15 protein-coding genes are annotated in these 21,947 nt (G+C 59.4%); 14 read left to right on the forward strand and 1 reads right to left on the reverse strand.

What is annotated here, in order from left to right; translation table 11 throughout:
* Positions 1–201: 201 nt before the first annotated feature.
* The 13 genes from yaaA (at position 202) to BLU24_RS23820 (ending at position 18,424) form a co-directional block, all read left to right on the forward strand.
* Entirely contained in the window at positions 202–981 is a 780-nt protein-coding gene (yaaA, locus tag BLU24_RS23760) for a peroxide stress protein YaaA (protein WP_093104568.1), read from the forward strand.
* Positions 982–1,790: 809 nt separating this feature from the next.
* A complete protein-coding gene (locus tag BLU24_RS23765; protein ID WP_016771595.1) occupies positions 1,791–3,107 on the forward strand; it encodes a nucleotide sugar dehydrogenase in 1,317 nt (438 codons plus the stop codon).
* 99 nt (positions 3,108–3,206) lie between these two features.
* A complete protein-coding gene (alg8, locus tag BLU24_RS23770; protein ID WP_172833293.1) occupies positions 3,207–4,688 on the forward strand; it encodes a mannuronan synthase in 1,482 nt (493 codons plus the stop codon).
* A gap of 35 nt (positions 4,689–4,723) precedes the next feature.
* On the forward strand, positions 4,724–5,893 hold the full coding sequence (locus tag BLU24_RS23775; protein WP_090281864.1) for an alginate biosynthesis protein Alg44: 1,170 nt from the start codon (positions 4,724–4,726) through the stop codon (positions 5,891–5,893).
* 9 nt (positions 5,894–5,902) lie between these two features.
* On the forward strand, positions 5,903–7,414 hold the full coding sequence (gene algK, locus BLU24_RS23780; RefSeq protein WP_269458768.1) for an alginate biosynthesis TPR repeat lipoprotein AlgK: 1,512 nt from the start codon (positions 5,903–5,905) through the stop codon (positions 7,412–7,414).
* Complete coding sequence (locus tag BLU24_RS23785) at positions 7,411–8,892, forward strand: alginate export family protein (RefSeq protein WP_090281862.1); 1,482 nt, start codon at positions 7,411–7,413, stop codon at positions 8,890–8,892. Before algK ends, BLU24_RS23785 begins: the two co-directional genes overlap by 4 nt.
* A gap of 26 nt (positions 8,893–8,918) precedes the next feature.
* On the forward strand, positions 8,919–10,505 hold the full coding sequence (gene algG / locus BLU24_RS23790) for a mannuronan 5-epimerase AlgG (protein WP_093106921.1): 1,587 nt from the start codon (positions 8,919–8,921) through the stop codon (positions 10,503–10,505).
* 11 nt (positions 10,506–10,516) lie between these two features.
* Positions 10,517–11,983, forward strand: coding sequence for an alginate O-acetyltransferase (locus tag BLU24_RS23795; protein WP_093104573.1), 1,467 nt, complete (start codon positions 10,517–10,519; stop codon positions 11,981–11,983).
* Between the two features lie 8 nt (positions 11,984–11,991).
* On the forward strand, positions 11,992–13,116 hold the full coding sequence (locus BLU24_RS23800) for a mannuronate-specific alginate lyase (protein ID WP_093104574.1): 1,125 nt from the start codon (positions 11,992–11,994) through the stop codon (positions 13,114–13,116).
* A gap of 334 nt (positions 13,117–13,450) precedes the next feature.
* Positions 13,451–15,016 (forward strand): MBOAT family O-acyltransferase, encoded by a 1,566-nt coding sequence (locus tag BLU24_RS23805; RefSeq protein ID WP_090281859.1) that lies wholly within the window; start codon positions 13,451–13,453, stop codon positions 15,014–15,016.
* 10 nt (positions 15,017–15,026) lie between these two features.
* Entirely contained in the window at positions 15,027–16,199 is a 1,173-nt protein-coding gene (locus BLU24_RS23810; RefSeq protein ID WP_093104575.1) for an alginate O-acetyltransferase, read from the forward strand.
* Between the two features lie 14 nt (positions 16,200–16,213).
* A complete protein-coding gene (locus tag BLU24_RS23815; protein WP_016771605.1) occupies positions 16,214–16,870 on the forward strand; it encodes an alginate O-acetyltransferase AlgF in 657 nt (218 codons plus the stop codon).
* A gap of 102 nt (positions 16,871–16,972) precedes the next feature.
* Complete coding sequence (locus BLU24_RS23820; RefSeq protein WP_090281856.1) at positions 16,973–18,424, forward strand: mannose-1-phosphate guanylyltransferase/mannose-6-phosphate isomerase; 1,452 nt, start codon at positions 16,973–16,975, stop codon at positions 18,422–18,424.
* Between the two features lie 96 nt (positions 18,425–18,520).
* Here BLU24_RS23820 and BLU24_RS23825 read toward each other — a convergent pair whose 3' ends face one another.
* Positions 18,521–21,286: an RHS repeat domain-containing protein gene (locus BLU24_RS23825; RefSeq protein WP_172833295.1), complete on the reverse strand. Its 2,766-nt coding sequence runs from the start codon at positions 21,284–21,286 to the stop codon at positions 18,521–18,523.
* 169 nt (positions 21,287–21,455) lie between these two features.
* Between BLU24_RS23825 and BLU24_RS23830 the strand changes: the two genes are divergently transcribed.
* Positions 21,456–21,920 carry a multidrug transporter gene (locus tag BLU24_RS23830; protein ID WP_090281855.1) on the forward strand — a complete coding sequence of 155 codons (465 nt, stop codon included), beginning with the start codon at positions 21,456–21,458 and terminating at the stop codon, positions 21,918–21,920.
* The last annotated feature ends 27 nt before the right edge of the window (positions 21,921–21,947 follow it).

Genomic DNA, 21,947 nt, shown 5'->3' on the forward strand with positions numbered 1-21,947 from the left:
CTACCTGAACTACCGAGTCGAACCCAAATTTAGAAACCAGCGAAGATCGGCCCCCTCTCCCTCCGGGAGAGGGCTGGGGTGAGGGAAAAGATCCACCGACCGTCGCAAATCCTGGGCCCTTGCACCGACCTATGACCCCCATAGCTGGAGTCAACCCCGCCAACCCCCTAGAATCGCCCCACGATTAAAGGAGACGACTTCATGCTGATGGTGATTTCCCCCGCCAAGACCCTCGACTACGAAACACCGCCGGCGACCCAGCGCTTTACCCAGCCGCAATACCTGGACCATTCCCAGGAACTGATCCAGCAATTGCGCGAGCTGAGCCCGGCGCAGATCAGCGAGCTGATGCACGTATCGGACAAGATCGGCGGCCTCAATGCCGCGCGTTTCGGTAGCTGGACGCCGGCCTTCACGCCAGAGAATGCCAAGCAGGCATTGCTCGCCTTCAAAGGCGACGTCTACACCGGTCTGGACGCGCAATCTTTCAGCGAAGCCGATTTCGATTACGCGCAAAAGCACCTGCGCATGCTTTCCGGCCTCTATGGTTTGCTGCGCCCCCTCGACCTGATGCAAGCCTATCGCCTGGAAATGGGCACCAAACTGGCCAACGCCCGAGGCAAAGACCTGTATGCCTTCTGGGGCACGCGTATCAGCGAATGGCTCAACGAAGCGCTGGCCGAACAAGGCGATGATGTGCTGCTCAACCTGGCATCCAACGAGTACTTCTCGGCCGTCAAACGCACCGCCCTGAACGCGCGGATCATCAATACCGAGTTCAAGGATCAGAAGAACGGCCAGTACAAGATCATCAGTTTCTACGCGAAAAAAGCCCGCGGTCTGATGAGCCGTTTCGTGATCCAGGAAAAGATCAACGATCCGACGCAACTCAAGCACTTCGATGTGCAGGGTTATCGCTACAGCGCCGAGCAGTCGAAACCCGACAATCTGGTATTTCTGCGCGATCACGCCCCGGAATAAAGCATGCCCAATGCACGACTCTTTTCATCCAGAGTCGTGCACCTCGCACGATGTCAGAAATCCCCCGCCGCATTTCGCCAGTTTAATGGCGCCAAAAAAATACCCCTGTCTTTTCTAAGAATTCTTTCACTCGACACTCGTCAGTTTTTTCAGTAGTGGCACCTAAATTTTTTTGCAGTAGTGGCACAAAACTATCTAGCACGCTTATAGCCCCAGAACTAAAGGGCGAAATCGCTAGTGCTATCAAATTGAAAGCAGTGCCATCTTTACCAATATTTCAAAAAATTTCAGGTGGCACGATGAGCGGGCTGGAACTATGTCCAAATGCGTAGCTCATACCACCGGTAACGATTCTCGGCGAGTTTGTACGAGATAACTTACGCAGGACTGATAGCCATGTAACCAACTTGTCACAGCAACTTGACTAGATGACTAACGGGTCTGAAAACGAAACGATGGACAGGCGATACGCACCATTGATATCCCCTGCAAAGGCCATGGTCGTACCCTTTAAACGTGCTCGCCTGAGCACTGAACCGCTTGATTTACAGGGATTTTCATCTCCGCATCAAGCGCGCAAGACGATTGCACAAGAGTCTTCAGAAAGAAGATCCGCTGCATAACAGGGCAAGTCATAACAATAAGGCCTGGTTGCGCACATCTTGAGTGCACTTATTTAGACACTCGAAACTTAGTATGCCTGCACACGGCATTGTGGCGCCTGTAAGCCGCACTTTCGAGTGCACTAGTGTCCGCTGAACACCATTAACTCCGGCCTCTAAGGCCTGATATATACAGAGGTAATTGCGATGCGCATCAGCATATTTGGTTTGGGTTACGTTGGCGCAGTATGTGCCGGTTGCCTGTCTGCACGGGGCCATGACGTAGTTGGCGTCGATGTTGCCAAAGACAAGATCGACATGATCAACGCCGGTAAATCGCCGATCGTTGAACCGGGTCTGGGCGAACTTCTACAACAGGGAATCCAGACCGGTCGTCTGCGCGGCACGACCAACTTCGCCGAAGCCATTCGCGACACCGACCTGTCGATGATCTGCGTCGGTACACCGAGCAAAAAGAACGGCGACCTGGAACTCAACTACATCGAAGCGGTATGCCGCGAGATCGGTTTTGTTCTGCGTGAAAAAACCACCCGTCACACCATCGTCGTGCGCAGCACCGTTCTGCCGGGTACCGTTGCCAACGTGGTGATCCCGATTCTCGAAGACTGCTCGGGCAAGAAAGCCGGCGTCGACTTCGGCGTTGCGGTCAACCCTGAGTTCCTGCGCGAATCCACTGCGATCGCCGACTACGATCAGCCACCGATGACGGTCATCGGCGAGTTCGACACCGCCTCCGGTGACGTTCTGCAATCGCTGTACGAAGAACTCGACGCACCGATCATCCGCAAGGACATCGCCGTTGCCGAAATGATCAAGTACACCTGCAACGTCTGGCACGCGACCAAAGTGACCTTCGCCAACGAGATCGGCAACATCGCCAAAGCGGTCGGCGTCGATGGCCGTGAAGTGATGGAAGTGGTCTGCCAGGACAAGACCCTCAACCTGTCTCAGTACTACATGCGCCCAGGCTTCGCTTTCGGCGGCTCGTGCCTGCCAAAAGACGTCCGCGCCCTGACCTACCGCGCCGGTTCCCTGGACGTCGAAGCGCCGCTGCTGAACTCGCTGATGCGCAGCAACGAATCGCAAGTGCAGAACGCTTTTGACATCGTTGAAAGCCATGAAAAACGCAAAGTCGCCCTGCTCGGTCTGAGCTTCAAGGCCGGCACTGACGACCTGCGCGAAAGCCCGCTGGTCGAATTGGCCGAAATGCTGATCGGCAAGGGTTACGACCTGAGCATCTACGACAGCAACGTCGAGTACGCCCGTGTTCACGGCGCGAACAAAGACTACATCGAGTCGAAGATCCCGCACGTATCGTCCCTGCTCAACTCGGACTTCGATTCGGTGATCGACAACTCCGACGTGATCATCCTCGGCAACCGCGACGAGAAATTCCGTTCGCTGGCCCAGGAAGCGCCGCAGGGCAAGCAAGTCATCGACCTGGTGGGCTTCATGTCCAAGGCCACCAGCGCCGGTAGCCGCACCGAAGGTATTTGCTGGTAACGCAGCGCCAAGCGACAAGCGTCGAGCTGCAAGTCAACGCGATTGGCTTGCAGCTTGAAGCTTGCAACTTGCGGCTTCCCTTACCTTCGGATGACGGTTATGACCAAGCTCAAACATTTTTTTCTGCAATCAGCCGGCTGGCTTTTTTATCTCAGTCTGCTGATGGGCCTGGCCTTGATGCTGCCCACGTCCACATTCGACTCCGAGTCGAAGGACTTCATTTTCCTGATTGGCGCCGTGGGTATCTGGCGCTACTCGATGGGTGCAACGCACTTTGTGCGCGGCATGATTTTTCTCTACATCGTCTACCCGCACCTGCGCCGCAAAGTGCGCAAGCTGGGCAAGGCCGCCGATCCATCGCATGTGTTTCTGATGGTCACCAGTTTCCGTATTGACGCGCTGACCACAGCGCAGGTCTACAGCTCGGTGATCCGCGAAGCCATCGACTGCGATCTGCCGACCACCATTGTCTGCTCGATCGTGGAAATGTCCGACGAGCTGCTGGTCAAGGCGCTGTGGGCACGGATGAACCCGCCGGAGCGGGTCAAGCTCGACTTCGTGCGCATTCCCGGCACCGGCAAGCGCGACGGCCTGGCCTTCGGTTTCCGCGCGATCTCCCGTCACCTGCCGGACGACCGTGCCGTAGTGGCCGTGATCGACGGCGACACCGTGCTCGGTGAAGGCGTCGTGCGCAAGACCGTGCCGTGGTTCCAGCTGTTCGGCAACGTCGGCGGCCTGACCACCAACGAATTCTGCGAAGTGCGCGGCGGCTACATCATGAGCGAATGGCACAAGCTGCGTTTCGCCCAGCGCCACATCAACATGTGCTCGATGGCTTTGTCCAAGCGCGTACTGACCATGACCGGTCGTATGTCGGTGTTCAAAGCGTCCGTGGTGACCAATCCGGAATTCATCGCCGACGTTGAAAGCGACTCGCTGCAACACTGGCGCCTGGGCCGCTTCAAATTCCTGACCGGTGACGACAAATCGAGCTGGTTCAGCCTGATGCGCCTGGGTTACGACACCTTCTACGTGCCGGACGCGGCGATCAACACCGTTGAACACCCGCCGGAAAAGAGCTTCATCAAGGCCAGCCGCAAGCTGATGTTCCGCTGGTACGGCAACAACCTGCGGCAGAACTCGCGTGCACTGGGCCTGGGTATCCGTCGTCTCGGCGCATTCACTTCGGTGGTGCTGTTCGACCAGCGTGTGTCGATGTGGACTTCGCTGCTCGGCCTGACCGTAGCGCTGATCGCCAGCTTCAAGTACGGCACCGCGTTCATCCTCGTGTACCTGCTGTGGATCGGTATCACCCGCCTGATCCTGACGCTGTTGCTGTCGTGTTCCGGCCACCGCATCGGCCCGGCTTACCCGGCGATTCTGTATTACAACCAGATCGTTGGCGCGCTGGTGAAGATCTACGTGTTCTTCCGCCTCGACCAACAATCGTGGACTCGCCAGCCCACTTCCCTGACCCGTGACCTCGCCAGCTTTCAACGTTGGTTCAACACCTGGTCGTCTCGGACCATGACCTTCTCCGCCGGCAGCATTTTTGTCGCCGTGCTGCTGATGATGGTCTGACCCGCTCCTATTGAATTAACAAGGAAATCGCCCCTATGAATACCGCCGTCAACGTCAACGTAGTGCATGAATCCGAAGCCCAGCGCCAGCACGCTCGCGTGAAAATCCCGGCCAAGCTGCGTTTCTTCGGCCCTGACCGGACTCCGGTCGAAGCGCGGGTATTGGACCTGTCGGCTGGCGGTCTGGCGTTCAACGCCGGGCAGATGCCGCTGACCATCGGCGAGGTGTACAAGGCGCGTCTGCAATTTGTCATCGACAACCTCGGCCTGGCCATGGACGTTGAACTGCAGGTGCGCTCCTTCGATCGCGCCACCGGCCGCGCCGGCTGCCAGTTCCAGAACCTCGAGCCGCAGGACATTTCCACCCTGCGCCACCTGATCACTTCGCATCTGGCCGGCGACATCGTCAGCATCGGCGAAGTGCTGGCGACCCTGCAGCGCGACAACTTCACCAAGGCACGCAAGAACAAGAGCAACGACACCGGCATGACCGCGTTCGGCCGTCTGAAAGCGGTGACGTTCAGCGCCGGTATTTTCGCTGTCGGTCTGGTCGCAGCCGGTTTCATCTTCAAATCGGTGTACGGCATGTACTTCGTCAGCCACGCCCAGGCTGGTCTGGTCAGCGTGCCAGGAATGAACATCACCATGCCGCGTGACGGCACCGTGCAGAGCCTGGTCAAATCCGACGGCGTTGCCGCCAAAGGCGCGCCGCTGGCGACCTTCAGCACCAGCATGCTCGATGTGCTCAAGGGTCATCTGGCCGAAGACCAACTGGCCCCGGCCAAGGTTGAAGAACTGTTCGGCAAGCAGATGACCGGCACCCTGACCTCGCCGTGCGACTGCACCGTGGCCCAGCAACTGGTCGCCGACGGTCAGTACGCGAGCAAGGGCGACGTGATCTTCCAACTGGTGCCGCGCAACACCCAGGCCACCGTTGATGCACGCTTCTCCTATCGCCAGTTCGGCGACGTGCGTCCGGGTACGCCAGTGAGCTTCCAGATCGCCGGCGAAGACAAGACCCGCACCGGCAAGATCGTCAGCAGCACCAGCCTGAAGAGCGCCGACCTGTCCTCCGACATCCGCGTGCAGATCCAGCCTGACGAGCCGCTCGACAGCAGCTTCGCCGGCCGCCCGGTGGAAGTGAACAGCGACCGTGGCCCGAACCTGAACTGGCTGATCGACAAAGCCATGGCTGCCGGTCTTTAAGTCGAGGACATGCCTGTGACTACTCCACCCATCCTGAACACACCGCGATCCCTGTGGGAGCTGGCCTGCCAGCGATTGGATCAGCGCGGTACAGCTGAAACACCGCGTCGCCTGAATCGCCAGCAGGCTGGCTCCCACAAGGGATTGATGGTGTGCTCGCTGGCATTGGCAGTTTCTCTGGCCGGTTGCGCCGGTCTGCCCGACCAGCGTCTGGCCAACGAAGCGCTCAAGCGTGGCGACACCGCCACCGCTGCGCAGAACTACCAGCAACTGGCCGACCTGGGTTACAGCGAGGCGCAAGTCGGCCTGGCGGATATCCAGGTCGACAGCCGCGACCCGGCACAAATGAAACAGGCCGAAGCGACTTACCGCGCCGCGGCCAGCGTGTCGCCGCGTGCCCAGGCCCGTCTCGGTCGTCTGCTGGTGGCCAAACCGGGCTCCACCGAAGCCGAGCACCACGAAGCTGAAACCCTGCTGAAAAAAGCCGCCGCCAATGGCGAAGGCAACACGTTGATCCCGCTGGCGATGCTGTATCTGCAATACCCGCACAGCTTCCCCAACATCAACGCTCAGCAGCAGATCGATCAGTGGCGCAAGGCCGGTTACCCGGAAGCCGGTCTGGCCCAGGTGCTGCTGTATCGCACCCAGGGCACCTACGACCAGCACCTGGATGACGTGGAAAAAATCTGCAAGGCCGCGCTCAACACCACCGACATCTGCTACGTCGAACTGGCCACCGTTTACCAGAAACGTGGCCAGCCGGACCAACAGGCCGAGCTGATCAAGCAGATGCAGGCCGGTTACAGCCGTGGCACCGTCACCGCCCAGCGCGTTGACTCGGTCGCCCGCGTGCTCGCCGATTCGACCCTGGGCAAGACTGACGAGAAAACCGCGCAGTCACTGCTCGAACCGATCGCTCCGGGCTACCCGGCGGCGTGGGTCAGCCTCGCGCAACTGCTCTACGATTTCCCGGAACTGGGCGACGTCGATCAGATGATGAAGTACCTGGACAACGGCCGCGCCGCCGACCAGCCACGCGCCGAGCTTTTGCTGGGCAAGGTCTACTACGAAGGCAAACTGGTCCCGGCCGACGCGAAAGTCGCCGAGGAACATTTCCAGAAAGCCGTGGGCCGTGAGGTCGCCGCCGATTACTACCTCGGCCAGATCTATCGCCGTGGCTACCTGGGCAAGGTCTATCCGCAGAAGGCCCTCGACCATTTGCTGACCGCTGCGCGCAACGGTCAGAACAGCGCCGACTTCGCCATTGCCCAACTGTTTTCCCAAGGCAAAGGCACCAAGCCCGACCCACTGAACGCCTACGTCTTCAGCCAATTGGCCAAGGTGCAAAACACTCCGCAAGCCGCTGAGCTGGCAGCGACCCTTGAGGCGCAGCTGCCGCCCGAGCGTCTGCCTGAAGCTCGCCGCCTGCTGCAACAAGAGCAAGCCAGCCGTGGCTCGCTGAACCCGAACACGCTGCAACTGCACGCCCTGCAAGAAGAAGACGGCGAGGAAAAACTATGAAGCTGAACCCATTCGTGAAGGCCGGCATTGGCCTCACTTTCGCGCTGATCTGGTCTTGCCCGACACTGGCCGCGATGACTGAAAGCAAGAACTTCGGCCTGGAAGTGAAACTCACCGGCCAGTCCGAAGACGACCGCGACCTCGGCACCGCCCGTGGCGGCGACGTCAACGGCGTCGGCCTTGATCTGCGTCCGTGGATCTACGGCGAAAGCGGCGCGTGGAGCGCCTACGCCATGGGCCAGGCTGTGACCTCGACCGACATCATCGAGACCGACACCCTGCAACAATCCGACGGTGCACAAACCACCGACAGCGGTGATCGCGAAACCAAGAAAAACTACCTGGCGATGCGCGAATTCTGGGTCGGCTACAGCGGCTTCACGCCCTATCCTGGCGAGATCCTCAAGTTCGGTCGGCAGCGTCTGCGCAATGACGACGGCCAATGGCGCGACACCAACATCGAAGCGCTGAACTGGACCTTCGACACCACCCTGCTGCGTGCCAACGCCGGTGTTGCCGAGCGCTTCAGCGAATACCGCACCGATTTGAAAGAGCTGGCGCCCAAAGACAAGGATCGCCTGCACGCCTACGCCGACGCCGCTTACCAGTGGACGCCGGGCCAGTGGGTCGGCATTCGCGGTCACCACACCCACGATGACGGCAAGCTCGATTACGCCGAACCGGGTGTAGCGCGTGATTCGCTGGACAAGACCGAAAACGGCGACATCAGCTGGATCGGCCTGACCGCCGACAGCGACGCCTACAACTGGCGCAACACCAACACCGTCAACTACTGGGGCAGCATCACCGGCATGAGCGGCGACCGTGACACGGTCAACGCGCTGAACGCCGATGGCAGCCGTCCTGCACAAGCCAAGCGCAGCGATGACATCAGCGGCTGGGCGGCCGATGTCGGTGTGCGTCTGCGCCTCGATCCGCAGTGGCAAGTCGGCGGTGCCTATGCCCGCGCCAGCGCCGATTACGAACAGAACGGTCTGGAGAGCAACCGCTCCAACTACACCGGTACTCGTTCGCGCGTACACCGTTTCGGTGAAGCGTTCCGCGGCGAAATGAACAACATGCAGACCGCGACCCTGTTCGGTTCGTGGATGGTCAACGACGAATACGACGCCAGCCTGATCTACCACAAGTTCTGGCGTGTCGACGGCAACAAGCCGGTGGGCAGCAACGGCATCAACGCCGTGGAAAACAACACCGACGACGTCACCGGCGCGATCCTTTCCAGCACCTCGCTGCCGCTTGAAGACGGCAACAAGGATCTGGGTCAGGAGATGGACCTGGTCGTCACCAAGTACTTCAAGCAGGGCCTGTTGCCAGCGGCGTTGAGCCAGTCGATCGACGAGCCTTCGGCGCTGGTGCGTTTCCGTGGCGGTGTGTTCAAGCCGGGCGATGCCTATGGCAGCCAGGTCGATTCGTACATGCACCGCGCATTCATCGACGTGATCTGGCGCTTCTGATGCAAACCGCCAAGGGAGTGCCCGACATGATCAGCACCAGAACAGGCTCACTCAGCCTGCTGGCCGGCGCGATGCTGCTGGCCAGCGCTGGCGCCTTTGCCAACGTGGAACCGGTCGCGCCCCAGGCGGGCAAGCCGGCCACTGTGACCAAAGAGCTGCAACAGGCCAAGACCTACACCGTCAGCAGCGCGCCGACCGAGGCGCTGCAACTGGCCAAACCGACCCTGCCTGACCTTTCCGGTTTCACCGCCGAAGCCGCTGCGGCGAAGATCGTGCGCAGCAAGCCGGGCAAGATCAGCGTGCGCCGGATGATGCAGGAAAACGCCCTGAAGGACTTCATCGGCGGCGATAACAAGATGGCCGAATGGGTGGTGCGTCAGCACGGCATCCCGCAGGCGATCTTCATCGACGACGGCTACATGAACCTCAAGGATCTGGCGAAGAAACTGCCCAAGCAGTACTTCAGCGAGACCGCTCCAGGCGTGTACCTGGCCAGACTGCCGATCGTGGTCGGCGAGAAAGGCATCCTCGAAATCGACGGTCAGACCCAGGAACTGCGTCTGTCCCAAGAGGCCGGTTCGTTCCTGGTCAACGACGGCCAATTGTTTGTGCGTGACACCAAAGTCACTGGCTGGCGCGAGAAGGACAACGGCCCGGCAACCTTCCGTTCGCCGAAGGAATTCCGTCCGTTCCTGCTCGCCTGGGGTGGCACCGAGACCTACATCGTCAACAGCAAGATGGCCAGCTTCGGCTACGCCAACAGTAAGTCGTACGGGGTGAGTATTTCCCAGTACACGCCGAACATGGCCAAGGTGCTCAAGCGTCCTGAACCGACTGGCTGGATCGTCGGCTCCGAGTTCTCGGACATGTGGTACGGCTTCTACTGCTACGAAACCAGCGACTTTGTGGTCAAGGGCAACACCTACAAAGACAACATCGTCTACGGCATCGACCCGCACGACCGTTCGCACCGGCTGATCATTGCCGAGAACACCGTGTACGGTACGAAGAAGAAGCACGGGATCATTATTTCCCGTGAGGTCAACGACAGCTTCATCTTCAACAACAAGAGCTACGACAACAAGTTGTCGGGCCTGGTGATCGACCGTAACAGCATCAACAACATCATTGCCTACAACGAGATCTACAAGAACCACACCGACGGCATCACGCTCTATGAGTCTGCCGACAACCTGTTGTGGGGCAACAAGGTCATCAGCAACCGGCGTCACGGCATCCGTATTCGTAACAGCGTGAACATTCGCCTCTACGAAAACATCGCCATGGCCAACGGCCTGACCGGCGTCTACGGGCACATCAAGGACCTGACCGACACCGACCGTGACATCAAGCTCGACCCGTTCGATGCCCAGGTCTCGCTGATCGTCGTCGGCGGCGAACTGGCGGCCAATGGCAGCGGCCCGCTGTCGATCGATTCGCCGTTGAGTGTCGAGTTGTATCGCGTGTCGATGCTGGCGCCGACCAAATCCAGCGGCATCAGCTTCAACGGCATCCTCGGCGAGCGCCAGGATGAAATTCTCGACTTGCTGGTGCGCCAGCAGAAAGCCGTGCTGATCGACCCTGTCGAACGCCAGACCGAAATGCGGGACTGAGGATAATTTTTATGCACCCACACATGATCAAACTGCTCAGCCTCTCGGCCCTGACCCTTGGCATTCTCGCCGCCGGCAACGCGCGTGCCGACGCTGGCAGTGAAACGGCCGCGCCGCCGAAATTCACCGCCGAGCCATGCTGCAACCTGTGCCCGGCCGCCCATGATGCGAAGAACTACACCACGCGTTATCAGCAGAATTTCACCACGCTGGTGCAGGCCCAGGGCGACTGGCTGTTCCGGACCCAGGAAGACCTGCGCACCGAGTTCAACACCACGCCGGCCGGCTACAAGCGCCTGCAGCAACTGCACGATGCGTTCAAGAGCAAAGGCGTCGAGCTGGTGATCGTTTACCAGCCGACCCGTGGCCTGGTGAACCGCAACAAGCTCAACCCGCAGGAAAAAGCCGCGTTCGATTACGAGAAAGCGCTGGGCAACTACAAGACCATGCTCGGCCGTTTCGCCAAGATGGGTTACGTGGTGCCGGACCTGTCGCCGCTGACCAACGAATCGCTGCCGGACACCCTGCCCGCCCACGATTTCTACTTCCGTGGCGACCAGCACTGGACGCCTTATGGTGCCCAGCGCACGGCAAAAATCGTCGCTGAGAAGGTCAAGCAGATCCCGGCCTTCGCCGACATTCCCAAGCGTGAGTTCGAGACCAAGAAGTCCGGGCGCATGGGCAAGACCGGCACCCTGCACAACATGGCCGGGCAACTGTGTGGCACCAGTTACGCGATCCAGTACATGGACCAGTTCACCACCGAGCCGAAAGGCGAAGCGGGTGACGGCGACCTGTTCGGCGATTCCGGCAATCCGCAGATCACTCTGGTCGGCACTTCGCACAGCGGCAAGAACTACAACTTCGCCGGTTTCCTCGAAGAAGCCATCGGCGCCGACATCCTCAACGTCGCCTTCCCCGGCGGCGGTTTTGAAGGTTCGATGCTGCAATACCTGGGCAGCGAGGAATTCCAGAAGTCGCCACCGAAGATTCTCATCTGGGAATTCTCGCCGCTGTATCGCCTCGACCAGGAAACCATCTATCGCCAGATGATGGCCTTGCTCGATAACGGCTGCGAAGGCAAAGACGCACAGATGACCGGCAGCGCCACGTTGAAGCCGGGCAGCAAACAGGAACTGATGGTCAACAGCAAGAACCTGAATCTGCAGAACGCCAACCATCAGGTCGACATCCGCTTCGCCGACACGTCGGTGAAAACCCTGCAAGCCACCCTCTGGTACATGAACGGTCGCCACGAGGACATCAAGATCGAGAAACCGGAAACCTCCGACACCGACGGTCGTTTCGCCTTTGAGCTGCGCACGGACGAAGACTGGGCCTCGCAAAACCTGCTGGCCGTTGAAGTCCAGGGGCCTGAAGCCAAGCCCGGCGCCGCGCCACAGAAAGTCGAAGCGAAAATCTGCAAACGCAACGTATTCCCGGGCGTCGGTCAACAGACCGCGCAGCTTGGGCAATGAGGTCTGCTATGCGAAATCGAACGATCAAACACCTGCTCGCGCCTTCCCTGCTGACCCTGGCGATGTTCGCCGGGGCCACCCAGGCCGCCGCGCCACTGCGTCCGCCACAGGGCTACTTCGCCCCGGTGGATAAATTCAAGAGCGGCGACAAAAGCGACGGTTGCGATGCGATGCCAGCGCCGTACACCGGGCCGCTGCAATTTCGCAGCAAGTACGAAGGGTCGGACAAGGCCCGCGCGACGCTGAACGTGCAGTCGGAAAAAGCCTTTCGCGACACCACCAAAGACATCACCACGCTGGAGCGCGGCACCGCCAAGCGCGTCATGCAGTTCATGCGCGATGGTCGCCCGGAACAGCTCGAATGCACGCTGAACTGGCTGACCGCGTGGGCCAAGGCTGATGCCTTGATGTCGAAAGACTTCAACCACACCGGCAAGTCGATGCGCAAATGGGCGCTGGGCAGCATGGCGTCTTCGTACATTCGCCTGAAGTTCTCCGACTCGCATCCACTCGCGCAGCATCAGCAGGAAGCGCAGTTGATCGAGGCGTGGTTCAGCAAAATGGCCGATCAGGTGGTCAGCGACTGGGACAACCTGCCGCTGGAAAAAACCAACAACCACTCGTACTGGGCTGCCTGGTCGGTGATGGCCACCGCCGTCGCCACCAACCGCCGCGACCTGTTCGACTGGGCCGTGAAGGAATACAAGGTCGGCGTCAATCAGGTCGATGCCGACGGCTACCTGCCCAATGAGCTCAAGCGCCAGCAACGCGCCCTCGCCTATCACAACTACGCCCTGCCGCCACTGGCGATGATCGCCAGTTTCGCCCAGGTCAACGGGGTCGATCTGCGTCAGGAAAACAATTCAGCGCTCAAGCGTCTCGGTGATCGGGTGTTGTCCGGGGTGAAAGACCCGGATGAGTTCGAAGAGAAGAACGGCAAAGAGCAGGACATGACCGACCTGAAAGAGGACATGAAATTCGCCTGGCTCGAACCGTTCTGCACGCTCTACACCTGCGCGCCGGATGTGATCGAGAAGAAACGCGACATGCAACCGTTCAAGACCTTCCGCCTCGGCGGGGACCTGACCAAGGTTTATGACCCGTCTCATGAAAAGGGCAATAAGGGTTCCTGACAGGCGAAGAGCAAAAGCCCCTCACCCTAGCCCTCTTCCGGAGGGAGAGGGAACTGACCGAGGTGGCCATGCGAGTTACGCCGAAATGAAATACCGGGTCGTCGCAGGTTTTGAACAACTCGATTGGCGGCAAAAAGAAATACCGAGTCGATCTCCTTTTCTGAAAATCATGGAGATCAGGCTCCCTCTCCCTCCGGGAGAGGGCGGGGGGTGAGGGGCGCGGTCTGAAGGCCAGCCCCGACCTCAAGCAAACACTGTGTCACCCCTCCACTACCACGGGGGGTTTGGGGGGGCTTTGGCCCTTGACTGTTGGTTCAAACATGGAGAGATCGGGATGGTATTTTCATCCAACGTGTTCCTGTTTCTGTTCTTGCCGATCTTTCTCGGCTTGTACTACTTGAGCGGGCAACGCTATCGCAACCTGCTGCTGCTGATCGCCAGCTACGTGTTCTACGCCTGGTGGCGTGTGGACTTCCTTGCGCTGTTCGCGGCCGTCACGCTGTGGAACTACTGGATCGGCCTGAAAGTCGGCGCCGCCGGCGTCAGGACCAAACCGGCCCAGCGCTGGCTGCTGCTCGGCGTGGCTGTCGACCTGTGCATCCTTGGCTACTTCAAGTACGCCAACTTCGGTGTCGACAGCATCAACGCGATGATGACGTCGGTGGGTCTGGAGCCGTTCATCCTCACGCACGTGCTGTTGCCGATCGGTATTTCGTTCTACATCTTCGAATCGATCAGCTACATCATCGACGTGTACCGTGGTGACACCCCGGCGACGCGCAACCTGATCGACTTCGCAGCGTTCGTGGCGATCTTCCCGCACCTGATTGCCGGCCCGGTGCTGCGCTTCCGCGATCTGGCCGACCAGTTCAACAACCGCACGCACACCCTCGACAAATTCTCCGAGGGCTGCACCCGGTTCATGCAGGGTTTCATCAAGAAGGTCTTCATCGCCGACACCCTCGCCGTGGTTGCGGACCATTGCTTCGCCCTGCAAAACCCGACCACCGGCGATGCCTGGCTCGGCGCGCTGGCGTACACCGCGCAGCTGTACTTCGACTTCTCCGGTTACAGCGACATGGCCATCGGCCTGGGCTTGATGATGGGTTTCCGCTTCATGGAAAACTTCAAGCAGCCGTACATCAGCCAGTCGATCACCGAGTTCTGGCGCCGCTGGCACATCAGCCTGTCGACCTGGCTGCGTGACTATCTGTACATCACCCTCGGCGGTAACCGTAAAGGCACGCTGATGACCTATCGCAACCTGTTCCTGACCATGCTCCTGGGTGGTCTGTGGCACGGCGCGAACATCACTTACATCATCTGGGGCGCCTGGCACGGCATGTGGCTGGCGATCGAAAAAGCGCTGGGCCTGAACACTTCGCCGCGCAGCCTCAACCCGATCCGCTGGGCGCTGACCTTCCTGCTCGTGGTGATGGGCTGGGTGATCTTCCGTGCCGAGAACCTGCACGTTGCCGGGCGTATGTACGGCGCAATGTTCAGCTTCGGCGACTGGTCGCTGTCGGAACTCAATCAGGCCAGCCTGACCGGTCTGCAAGTGGCAACCCTGGTGGTGGCTTACGTAACCCTGGCGTTCTTTGGCCTGCGTGATCTGTACACCAATCAGCCACCGGCCAAGACCAAACCTGCGGTCAACGTCGAGGCCGATGGCCCGGCCACCGCCACGCCTGGAATGATCAAGGCAGCGCCTGGCGAAAACCCGGCGAGCATCCATGAACCTGGCTACACCGTCGGCGTCGAAGCCCAGGTGCAACCGGCCTACTGGACCGCTGACTGGTCGCGCTACGTGATGCGCGGGCTGATCCTGCTGTTGTTCATTGCCTCGATTCTCAAACTTTCGGCGCAAAGTTTCTCGCCGTTCCTTTACTTCCAGTTCTGAGGGATCTGACATGACCCGCTCATTACGCATCTTCTACATCGCCCTGTTCCTGGTGACGCTGTTGGTCCTCGGTCTGTGGTCGGTTCGCAGCTTCTTCGGCTTCAGCACCAACGCCGATGCGACGGTGCTCAACGGCCGCTGGGCCAAAGCGGTGGAAACACACTACGACGATGAGTTCCCGATCAAGCGTCTGGGCACCAACCTCTGGGCCGCGCTGGATTTCAAACTGTTCAACGAAGGTCGTCCGGGCGTGGTGCTCGGTCGCGATCAGTGGCTGTATAGCGACGAGGAATTCAACCCGATCGTCAACGAAGAGCTGAACCTGCAAGGCAACTACGCGCTGGTTGAAGGCGTGCGCCAGACCCTGAAAGACAAAGGCGTGAAACTGGTGATGGCGATCGTCCCTGCCAAGGCGCGCCTGTATCCGGAACATCTGGATGAGGTGAAACCTTCGAGCATCCACGAAAACCTATATCAGGATTTCCACGCTCGCGTTGCCGGCGACAAGATCCTCGCCCCTGACCTGCTCGGCCCGTTGCAACAGGCCAAGCAGAATGGTCAGCAAGTGTTCCTGCGCACCGACACCCACTGGACACCGGAAGGCGCCGAGATCGCCGCCAACACCCTGGCCAAAACCATTGCCGAGAAATTCCCGCTCAGCGGTGAGCCGCAGCGCTTCGTCACCACGCCGGCCGAGAAGGTCACGCACAAGGGCGATCTGCGTCTGTTCCTGCCGCTCGATCCGCTGTTCGAAAACATGATGCCGGCGCCGGAGCCACTGCAGAAGCGCAACACCGTGGCCGCCGAGCAGCCTGCCGGTGACGACGCCCTGTTCGCCAACAGCGAAGTACCGGTCGCACTGATCGGCACCAGCTACAGCGCCAACCCGAACTGGAACTTCGTCGGTGCGCTGAAGCAAGCGCTGCACAGCGACGTGGTCAATTACGCCGAAGACGGCCATGGCCCGATCCTGCCGATGCTCAGCTACCTGAAAAGCGATGACTTCAAGAACAGCCCGCCACAGGTGCTGATCTGGGAGTTTCCTGAACGATATCTGCCTGTGAACAACGAAATCGGCGACGCCGACCCACAGTGGGTCGCAGAGCTCAAACAAGCCGGCGCCCGCCAACAAAACGTAGCCATCAACACTAAATCCGAGACGCCCGATCGGGCGCAAAACTGAAAGAGAGGTACACCATGACTTTCACTACTACTCCTCGTCGTCTCGCTAAAAGCTTCGCTCTGGTCGCTGGCCTCAGCGTGCTTTCCGTACCTGCCTTCGCCGGTGGCGACGCCGCGCTGTATGGCCCGACCGCACCGAAAGGCTCGACCTTCGTGCGCGTCTACAACGCCAGCAACGCTGAAGTCAGCGCCACCGTCGGCAGCACTAACCTGAGCGACATCGCGCCACTGGCCAGCAGCGATTTCAGCTTCATGCCGGGCGGCGACTACAGCGCCAAGGTCGGCAGCCAGACCCTGCCGGTGAAACTGGCCGGTGACCACTACTACACCCTGGTCAACAACGCTTCCGGCGCGCCGCAACTGATCGAAGAGCCGCCGTTCAAGAACAAGCAGAAATCGCTGGTTCGCGTGCAGAACCTCAGCGACAAGCCGCTGACCCTGAAGACCGCTGACGGCAAAACCGAAGTGGTGCCGAACGTGGCTGCCAAGGGCCGTGGCGAACGTGAAATCAACCCGGTGAAAGTCAGCCTGGCGCTGTACGAAGGAGACAAGAAAGTCGGCGACGTCAAACCCGTCGCTCTGGAGCGCGGTGAAGCAGCAGTGCTGTACGTCACCGGTAACGGCAGCAACCTGTCGCCAGTCTGGGTGAAACGCCCAGTGTCGACTCGCTAATCGCTCGAGCTATCAGCTACTGGCTTCAAGCTGCAAGTGAAGTGCTTCTAACTCACCACTTGCAGCTTGCAGCTCTCAACTGCATTTTATGGAGTAAACATTATGATTCCGGTGATCTTGTCAGGTGGTAGCGGTTCGCGTCTGTGGCCCCTTTCGCGTAAGCAGTTCCCTAAACAGTTCCTGGCCCTGACCGGCGAACACACACTGTTCCAGCAAACCCTGGAGCGCCTGGTGTTCGAAGGCATGGACACCCCCATCGTGGTCTGCAACAAGGATCACCGCTTCATCGTCAACGAGCAGCTGGCCAATCGCAATCTGGAATGCCAGCGCATCCTGATGGAACCGTTCGGCCGCAACACCGCACCGGCCGTGGCGCTGACCGCGATGATGCTGGTCAATGAAGGCCGTGACGAGTTGATGCTGGTGCTGCCGGCCGACCACGTTCTGGAAGACCAGAAAGCCCTGCAACGCGCGCTCGCCCTGGCCACCGTTGCCGCTGAAAATGGCGAAATGGTGCTGTTCGGCGTGCCGGCGACCAAACCGGAAACCGGTTACGGCTACATCAAGTCCACTGGCGATTCGCTGCTGCCGGAAGGCGTCAGCCGTGTCTCGCACTTCGTCGAAAAACCTGACGTCAAGCGCGCCACCGAATACGTCGAGTCCGGCGGTTACTACTGGAACAGCGGCATGTTCCTGTTCCGCGCCAGCCGCTTCCTCGAAGAACTGAAAAAGCACGATCCGGACATCTACGACACCTGCCTGCTGACCCTTGAGCGCAGCCAGCAGGACGCCGACACCGTGACCCTCGACGAAGCCACCTTCGCCTGCTGCCCGGACAACTCCATCGACTACTCGGTGATGGAAAAAACCCAGCGCGCCTGCGTCGTGCCGCTGACCGCTGGCTGGAGCGATGTCGGTTGCTGGTCGTCGCTGTGGGAAGTCAACGAGAAAGACGCCAACGGCAACGTCAGCAAAGGCGACGTGGTCATTCAGGACAGCAAGAACTGCATGATCCATGGCAACGGCAAACTGGTCTCGGTGATCGGTCTGGAAAACATCGTCGTGGTCGAAACCAAAGACGCCATGATGATTGCCCACAAGGACAAGGTTCAGGGCGTCAAGCAGATGGTCAACACGCTCAACGAGCAGGGCCGCAGCGAAACCCAGAACCACTGCGAAGTCTATCGTCCGTGGGGCTCGTACGACTCGGTGGACATGGGCGGGCGCTTCCAGGTCAAGCACATCTCGGTGAAGCCGGGCGCGTGCCTGTCGCTGCAGATGCACCACCACCGCGCCGAACACTGGATCGTGGTCAGCGGCACTGCCGAAGTGACCTGCGACGAAAACGTGTTCCTGCTCACCGAAAACCAGTCGACCTACATCCCGATCGCCTCGGTGCACCGTCTGCGCAATCCGGGCAAGATCCCGCTGGAGATCATCGAAGTTCAGTCGGGTTCGTACCTGGGTGAGGACGACATCGAACGCTTCGAAGATATCTACGGTCGCTCCACCCCGATCGAACGCGGCGTGTCGGTCAAAACCATCGCGCAGTGATCGCTCGCTGAAACAAGAAGCCCCGTCCAGCCTACTGCGTCCCCTATCCGCAGAGGGTTGGGCGGGGTTTTTTCTGCTCCGTGCTCAGTCAACAACTCAACGTCGGAACTGCATGGCGAATACAGACAGCGAATCTGCGTTGCGTCGAGCAACGTTTTGCCGGACCTTTACTTGTCCGATGTAGGCATCTGCACGTTTTCGCGGCGACGTTGCCGGACTTTTACCCAATTTTTCCAAGACTGTATTCACTGCATTCTTGTAATGAGCAAGTGTACGGGCCTTAAAGGTGCTCTCATCAGGCGCGCTGCCCATGCTCTCGCGGGAGGACAAACGTCCAAGCAGAACGTAGTCATTAATTTCTTCCTTCGATGCGGCCCGCCCTTCCTCTCCAAAATTCAGATACATAAAGTCGTTTACAAAGTTCAGTGCGTTATTTCTACGCATGGCATGGGCGGCCTCATGAACCATTGTTCGTGCCTGAGAAACCCCGTGGCTACGCTCGATATAACTTTGGCTCACCCATATGAAATTCCCGTCATTGGCCGTATTGAACGCCAATGCATCCGCACCCGGAAGCTGATCGACAAGAACTACTTGCTGGTTGCGCTTGTCCAGCAACATCGTCATGAAAGACTTGATCTCCTGCATATCTGCCAGCAGCAGGGAAGTAAAACTGTCTTTTTCCCCCGCAGACGAAAAGTCATGCTCATCAAACATCATTGTTAAAATTTTCTGCGTGGAGGAGCTTAACGAAGGCTGCGACAACGCTTTCTCCGCATTTGTTACCCATTCAAGTCCTAACTCTAATGCTTCGCTCGTTGCCTCCCTTTGTGTTGCCGGGAATGAATCAAGTCCCTTGGAAATAATTTTAATATTCTTTTTTTTTGCAAAGGATTCCTGTTCATTCAAAACGTCATAACTACTCGTCCCATTTTCGTCATGACGGTTAATCGGGGAGTTCCTTAGCATCCGGAACACATTCAGGCCATCCACAATCCCTGCAGGATCAGGATTCAACCAGCGTTGCAACCAAGGCACGTAATAACGATATCCGTAGTAGTAAAGCCCCGTCGCATCGCGCTCCTTGCCTGAATAACGCACGGTTTTATAACTGACCTCGGGTTCATCAACCCATGCAGTCGCACCGGACGGATAGAAATGTTCGCGACTGATCAGGTTCGCCTCAGCGTCCAGCTCAATACTGGTCGAACCCAGATGATCGCTGAAACCGTATCGGTAGAGATCGTTGCTGCCCGTCGGTGGCGGGCTTTGCCAGTGCAGAACGCGGACACTGTTGAGGCCGGTCTGCACGGTGATGACTTGCAGGCTCTCGCCCGTGCCAGTGTTCGTACGCAACTCCAGCGCTGGCAAATAACGGACTTCCGCGAGCAGGCTGCGTGAATTTGTCAGCGATACCCCCGTTTTGCGTACACGTTGACCGGCGCCATCGTAGAGATAGCATTCACGATCATCGGCGTCTGATCTGCGTGATACGAGCACTACCGAATCCAGCTGATTACGCAGGTTCCATTGCAACTGGCGTCCCTGATCCAGCAACAGCAGATTGCCCCGTGCATCGAAAGCTGCGCCGATCGCTGCCTCATCGGGCGGCACACCATTTCGCCAGGGCAGGCAACGATTGCTGTAGCGCGCGGCCTGCAGATCATGACAGGGATTCTGTTCGCCAACGTGAATCAGCTTCAGCAGATTGCCGCCGGCATCGTAACGATAGTCCTGCGTGTAATTGGCCAGGGCTGTCGGCCCGCCTCCGGCGGCGCCTGCCTCCCAGCCAGAGGCGCGGGACAGCTGATAAAGACTGTCGTAGTGATAACGGCTGATCGGCTCGATGCGCTGGTTGGCGAACCAGCGCTCGGGCAATGCCTGGTCTTCGATACTCGTTACGTTACCCATCGGGTCGTAGGCATAGAGCAGATGCTGCAGCACATTGCCCAGCTTGTCCTGAACGTGGCGCGTGAGCAGGCGGCCGTCTTCGGGTCGATAGCTCAGCGCTGTCAGTACGCCGTTGCCCGCCGTCTCCTGAATGACTTGCCCCTGCGCGTTGTAACGAATATCGCTGACCACCGAATGGCTTTGGGCCTGAAGGTCCAGACGTACATCCACCCCGCGTAACCGCCCGTCCAGCGTCAGCGCGAACACCTGCCGGTGACCACGAGCATCGAGTTGTTCCAGCACAGATTGCAGCGGCGCATGACGCCATTGTGTGGTTGCCCCCTCGCGCTCGAGCAACTTCTGTCGATCGACGATGGCCTCGGGCCAATCCGCCGCGACCGGCTCAAGCGTGAAGTGACGGGTGTTTTCACTGCACTGCCCGGTGATCGCAAACTGCGTGAACAGAACACTGCCTCCCGGATCGTCATGGCGGATCAACTGACCGAACTGATTGCACTGCGCATCACCCGCACCGGGGCGGCCGTAGGCCAAACGTTCTGCACACCGCCGAGGCACGCCGGTGCCCTCTTCGAACACCGCGACCGGGCGCAGCAGATCGTCGTATTCAATTTCGCGGCGTGTGCCGCGGCTGTCCCAGTTGAACAGCGTCTCGCCAGCCAGACCCGGCAACTGGACCTGGACCCCCGCATCGGTGCTGTCCGAGCGCAGCGCACTATCGTTCAGAGCGTGGACTGAGGTGAGACTGGCAGGCGCCTGCGGGTCAGTCGCTTGCAGCGCCCAGAGTCGAGCATCCCATTGTTTGACCGCACGCCCGGCAACGTCGCGCAACGTCCGCTCGATTCGCAGCTCACTGGCCATTCCCGCATCGGCCCGCCAGTAATTGACCGTGAGTATGGCCAACCCGCGCGGATCGTTCACGGCAAGCGATGGTGTTTTGCTGTGGATGCCCATAGTGCGTCAACGCCGCTGTGTGCCTTCGCGCATGGGACCAAGCGCGGCCCTGGATGCCTACTGTCAGAAATTACAGTCCCGACCAACGGTGCGCTTGACCGGGTCCCGAATACCCATCGCGCGAAGCCTTCGGTAGGATGGGCTCATTCCCCCCCTGGAGCGCTCAAGCATGTTCATCGGCATCCTGCTGGTCATCACCTGGCTGATTCTGCTGCTGCGCTATCCGGCCAAGGCCTTGCCGGTGTCGGTGGCCGCTGCCATCGGTCTGGGCTTCGTGGCGATGTGGGTGGTGTGGCTGGACAACCGCGAGATCAAGCAACTGGCGCGCCTGGAACTGCGCATGGCTTACGCTCCCGAGCAGTGCCCGGCCGACCGTCCGCTGCAATTGAAAATGAACAATGGCAACGATGTGCCGCTTACCGAACTGCGTTGGCGCATCGCCGCGTACGCGCCCGGCGATACGGTCAACCTGGCCGACAATCAGTACACTGCCCCACGCTATCGCGGTCCTGGCGAACTGCAGCCCGGCGCAACCTGGGAAGACTGCTTGCCACTGCCACCGCTACGCCCCGGCTATCGGCCACAAACCCTGGAATTTCGCGCCGAGCGATTGCAGGGTAGTTTCTCCGACTGACCTGTTTCTTAACTTTCTGCACAAGGA

It is taken from the genome of Pseudomonas sp. Z003-0.4C(8344-21) (assembly GCF_900104975.1).
GTDB lineage: Bacteria > Pseudomonadota > Gammaproteobacteria > Pseudomonadales > Pseudomonadaceae > Aquipseudomonas > Aquipseudomonas granadensis.

What these genes read in the sequence shown, in the direction of transcription:
- yaaA (WP_093104568.1), top strand. Translation starts at nt 202, where the DNA reads ATGCTGATGGTGATTTCCCCCGCCAAGACCCTCGACTACGAAACACCG.
- BLU24_RS23765 (WP_016771595.1), top strand. Translation starts at nt 1,791, where the DNA reads ATGCGCATCAGCATATTTGGTTTGGGTTACGTTGGCGCAGTATGTGCC.
- alg8 (WP_172833293.1), top strand. Translation starts at nt 3,207, where the DNA reads ATGACCAAGCTCAAACATTTTTTTCTGCAATCAGCCGGCTGGCTTTTT.
- BLU24_RS23775 (WP_090281864.1), top strand. Translation starts at nt 4,724, where the DNA reads ATGAATACCGCCGTCAACGTCAACGTAGTGCATGAATCCGAAGCCCAG.
- algK (WP_269458768.1), top strand. Translation starts at nt 5,903, where the DNA reads ATGCCTGTGACTACTCCACCCATCCTGAACACACCGCGATCCCTGTGG.
- BLU24_RS23785 (WP_090281862.1), top strand. Translation starts at nt 7,411, where the DNA reads ATGAAGCTGAACCCATTCGTGAAGGCCGGCATTGGCCTCACTTTCGCG.
- algG (WP_093106921.1), top strand. Translation starts at nt 8,919, where the DNA reads ATGATCAGCACCAGAACAGGCTCACTCAGCCTGCTGGCCGGCGCGATG.
- BLU24_RS23795 (WP_093104573.1), top strand. Translation starts at nt 10,517, where the DNA reads ATGCACCCACACATGATCAAACTGCTCAGCCTCTCGGCCCTGACCCTT.
- BLU24_RS23800 (WP_093104574.1), top strand. Translation starts at nt 11,992, where the DNA reads ATGCGAAATCGAACGATCAAACACCTGCTCGCGCCTTCCCTGCTGACC.
- BLU24_RS23805 (WP_090281859.1), top strand. Translation starts at nt 13,451, where the DNA reads ATGGTATTTTCATCCAACGTGTTCCTGTTTCTGTTCTTGCCGATCTTT.
- BLU24_RS23810 (WP_093104575.1), top strand. Translation starts at nt 15,027, where the DNA reads ATGACCCGCTCATTACGCATCTTCTACATCGCCCTGTTCCTGGTGACG.
- BLU24_RS23815 (WP_016771605.1), top strand. Translation starts at nt 16,214, where the DNA reads ATGACTTTCACTACTACTCCTCGTCGTCTCGCTAAAAGCTTCGCTCTG.
- BLU24_RS23820 (WP_090281856.1), top strand. Translation starts at nt 16,973, where the DNA reads ATGATTCCGGTGATCTTGTCAGGTGGTAGCGGTTCGCGTCTGTGGCCC.
- BLU24_RS23825 (WP_172833295.1), bottom strand. Translation starts at nt 21,286, where the DNA reads ATGGGCATCCACAGCAAAACACCATCGCTTGCCGTGAACGATCCGCGC.
- BLU24_RS23830 (WP_090281855.1), top strand. Translation starts at nt 21,456, where the DNA reads ATGTTCATCGGCATCCTGCTGGTCATCACCTGGCTGATTCTGCTGCTG.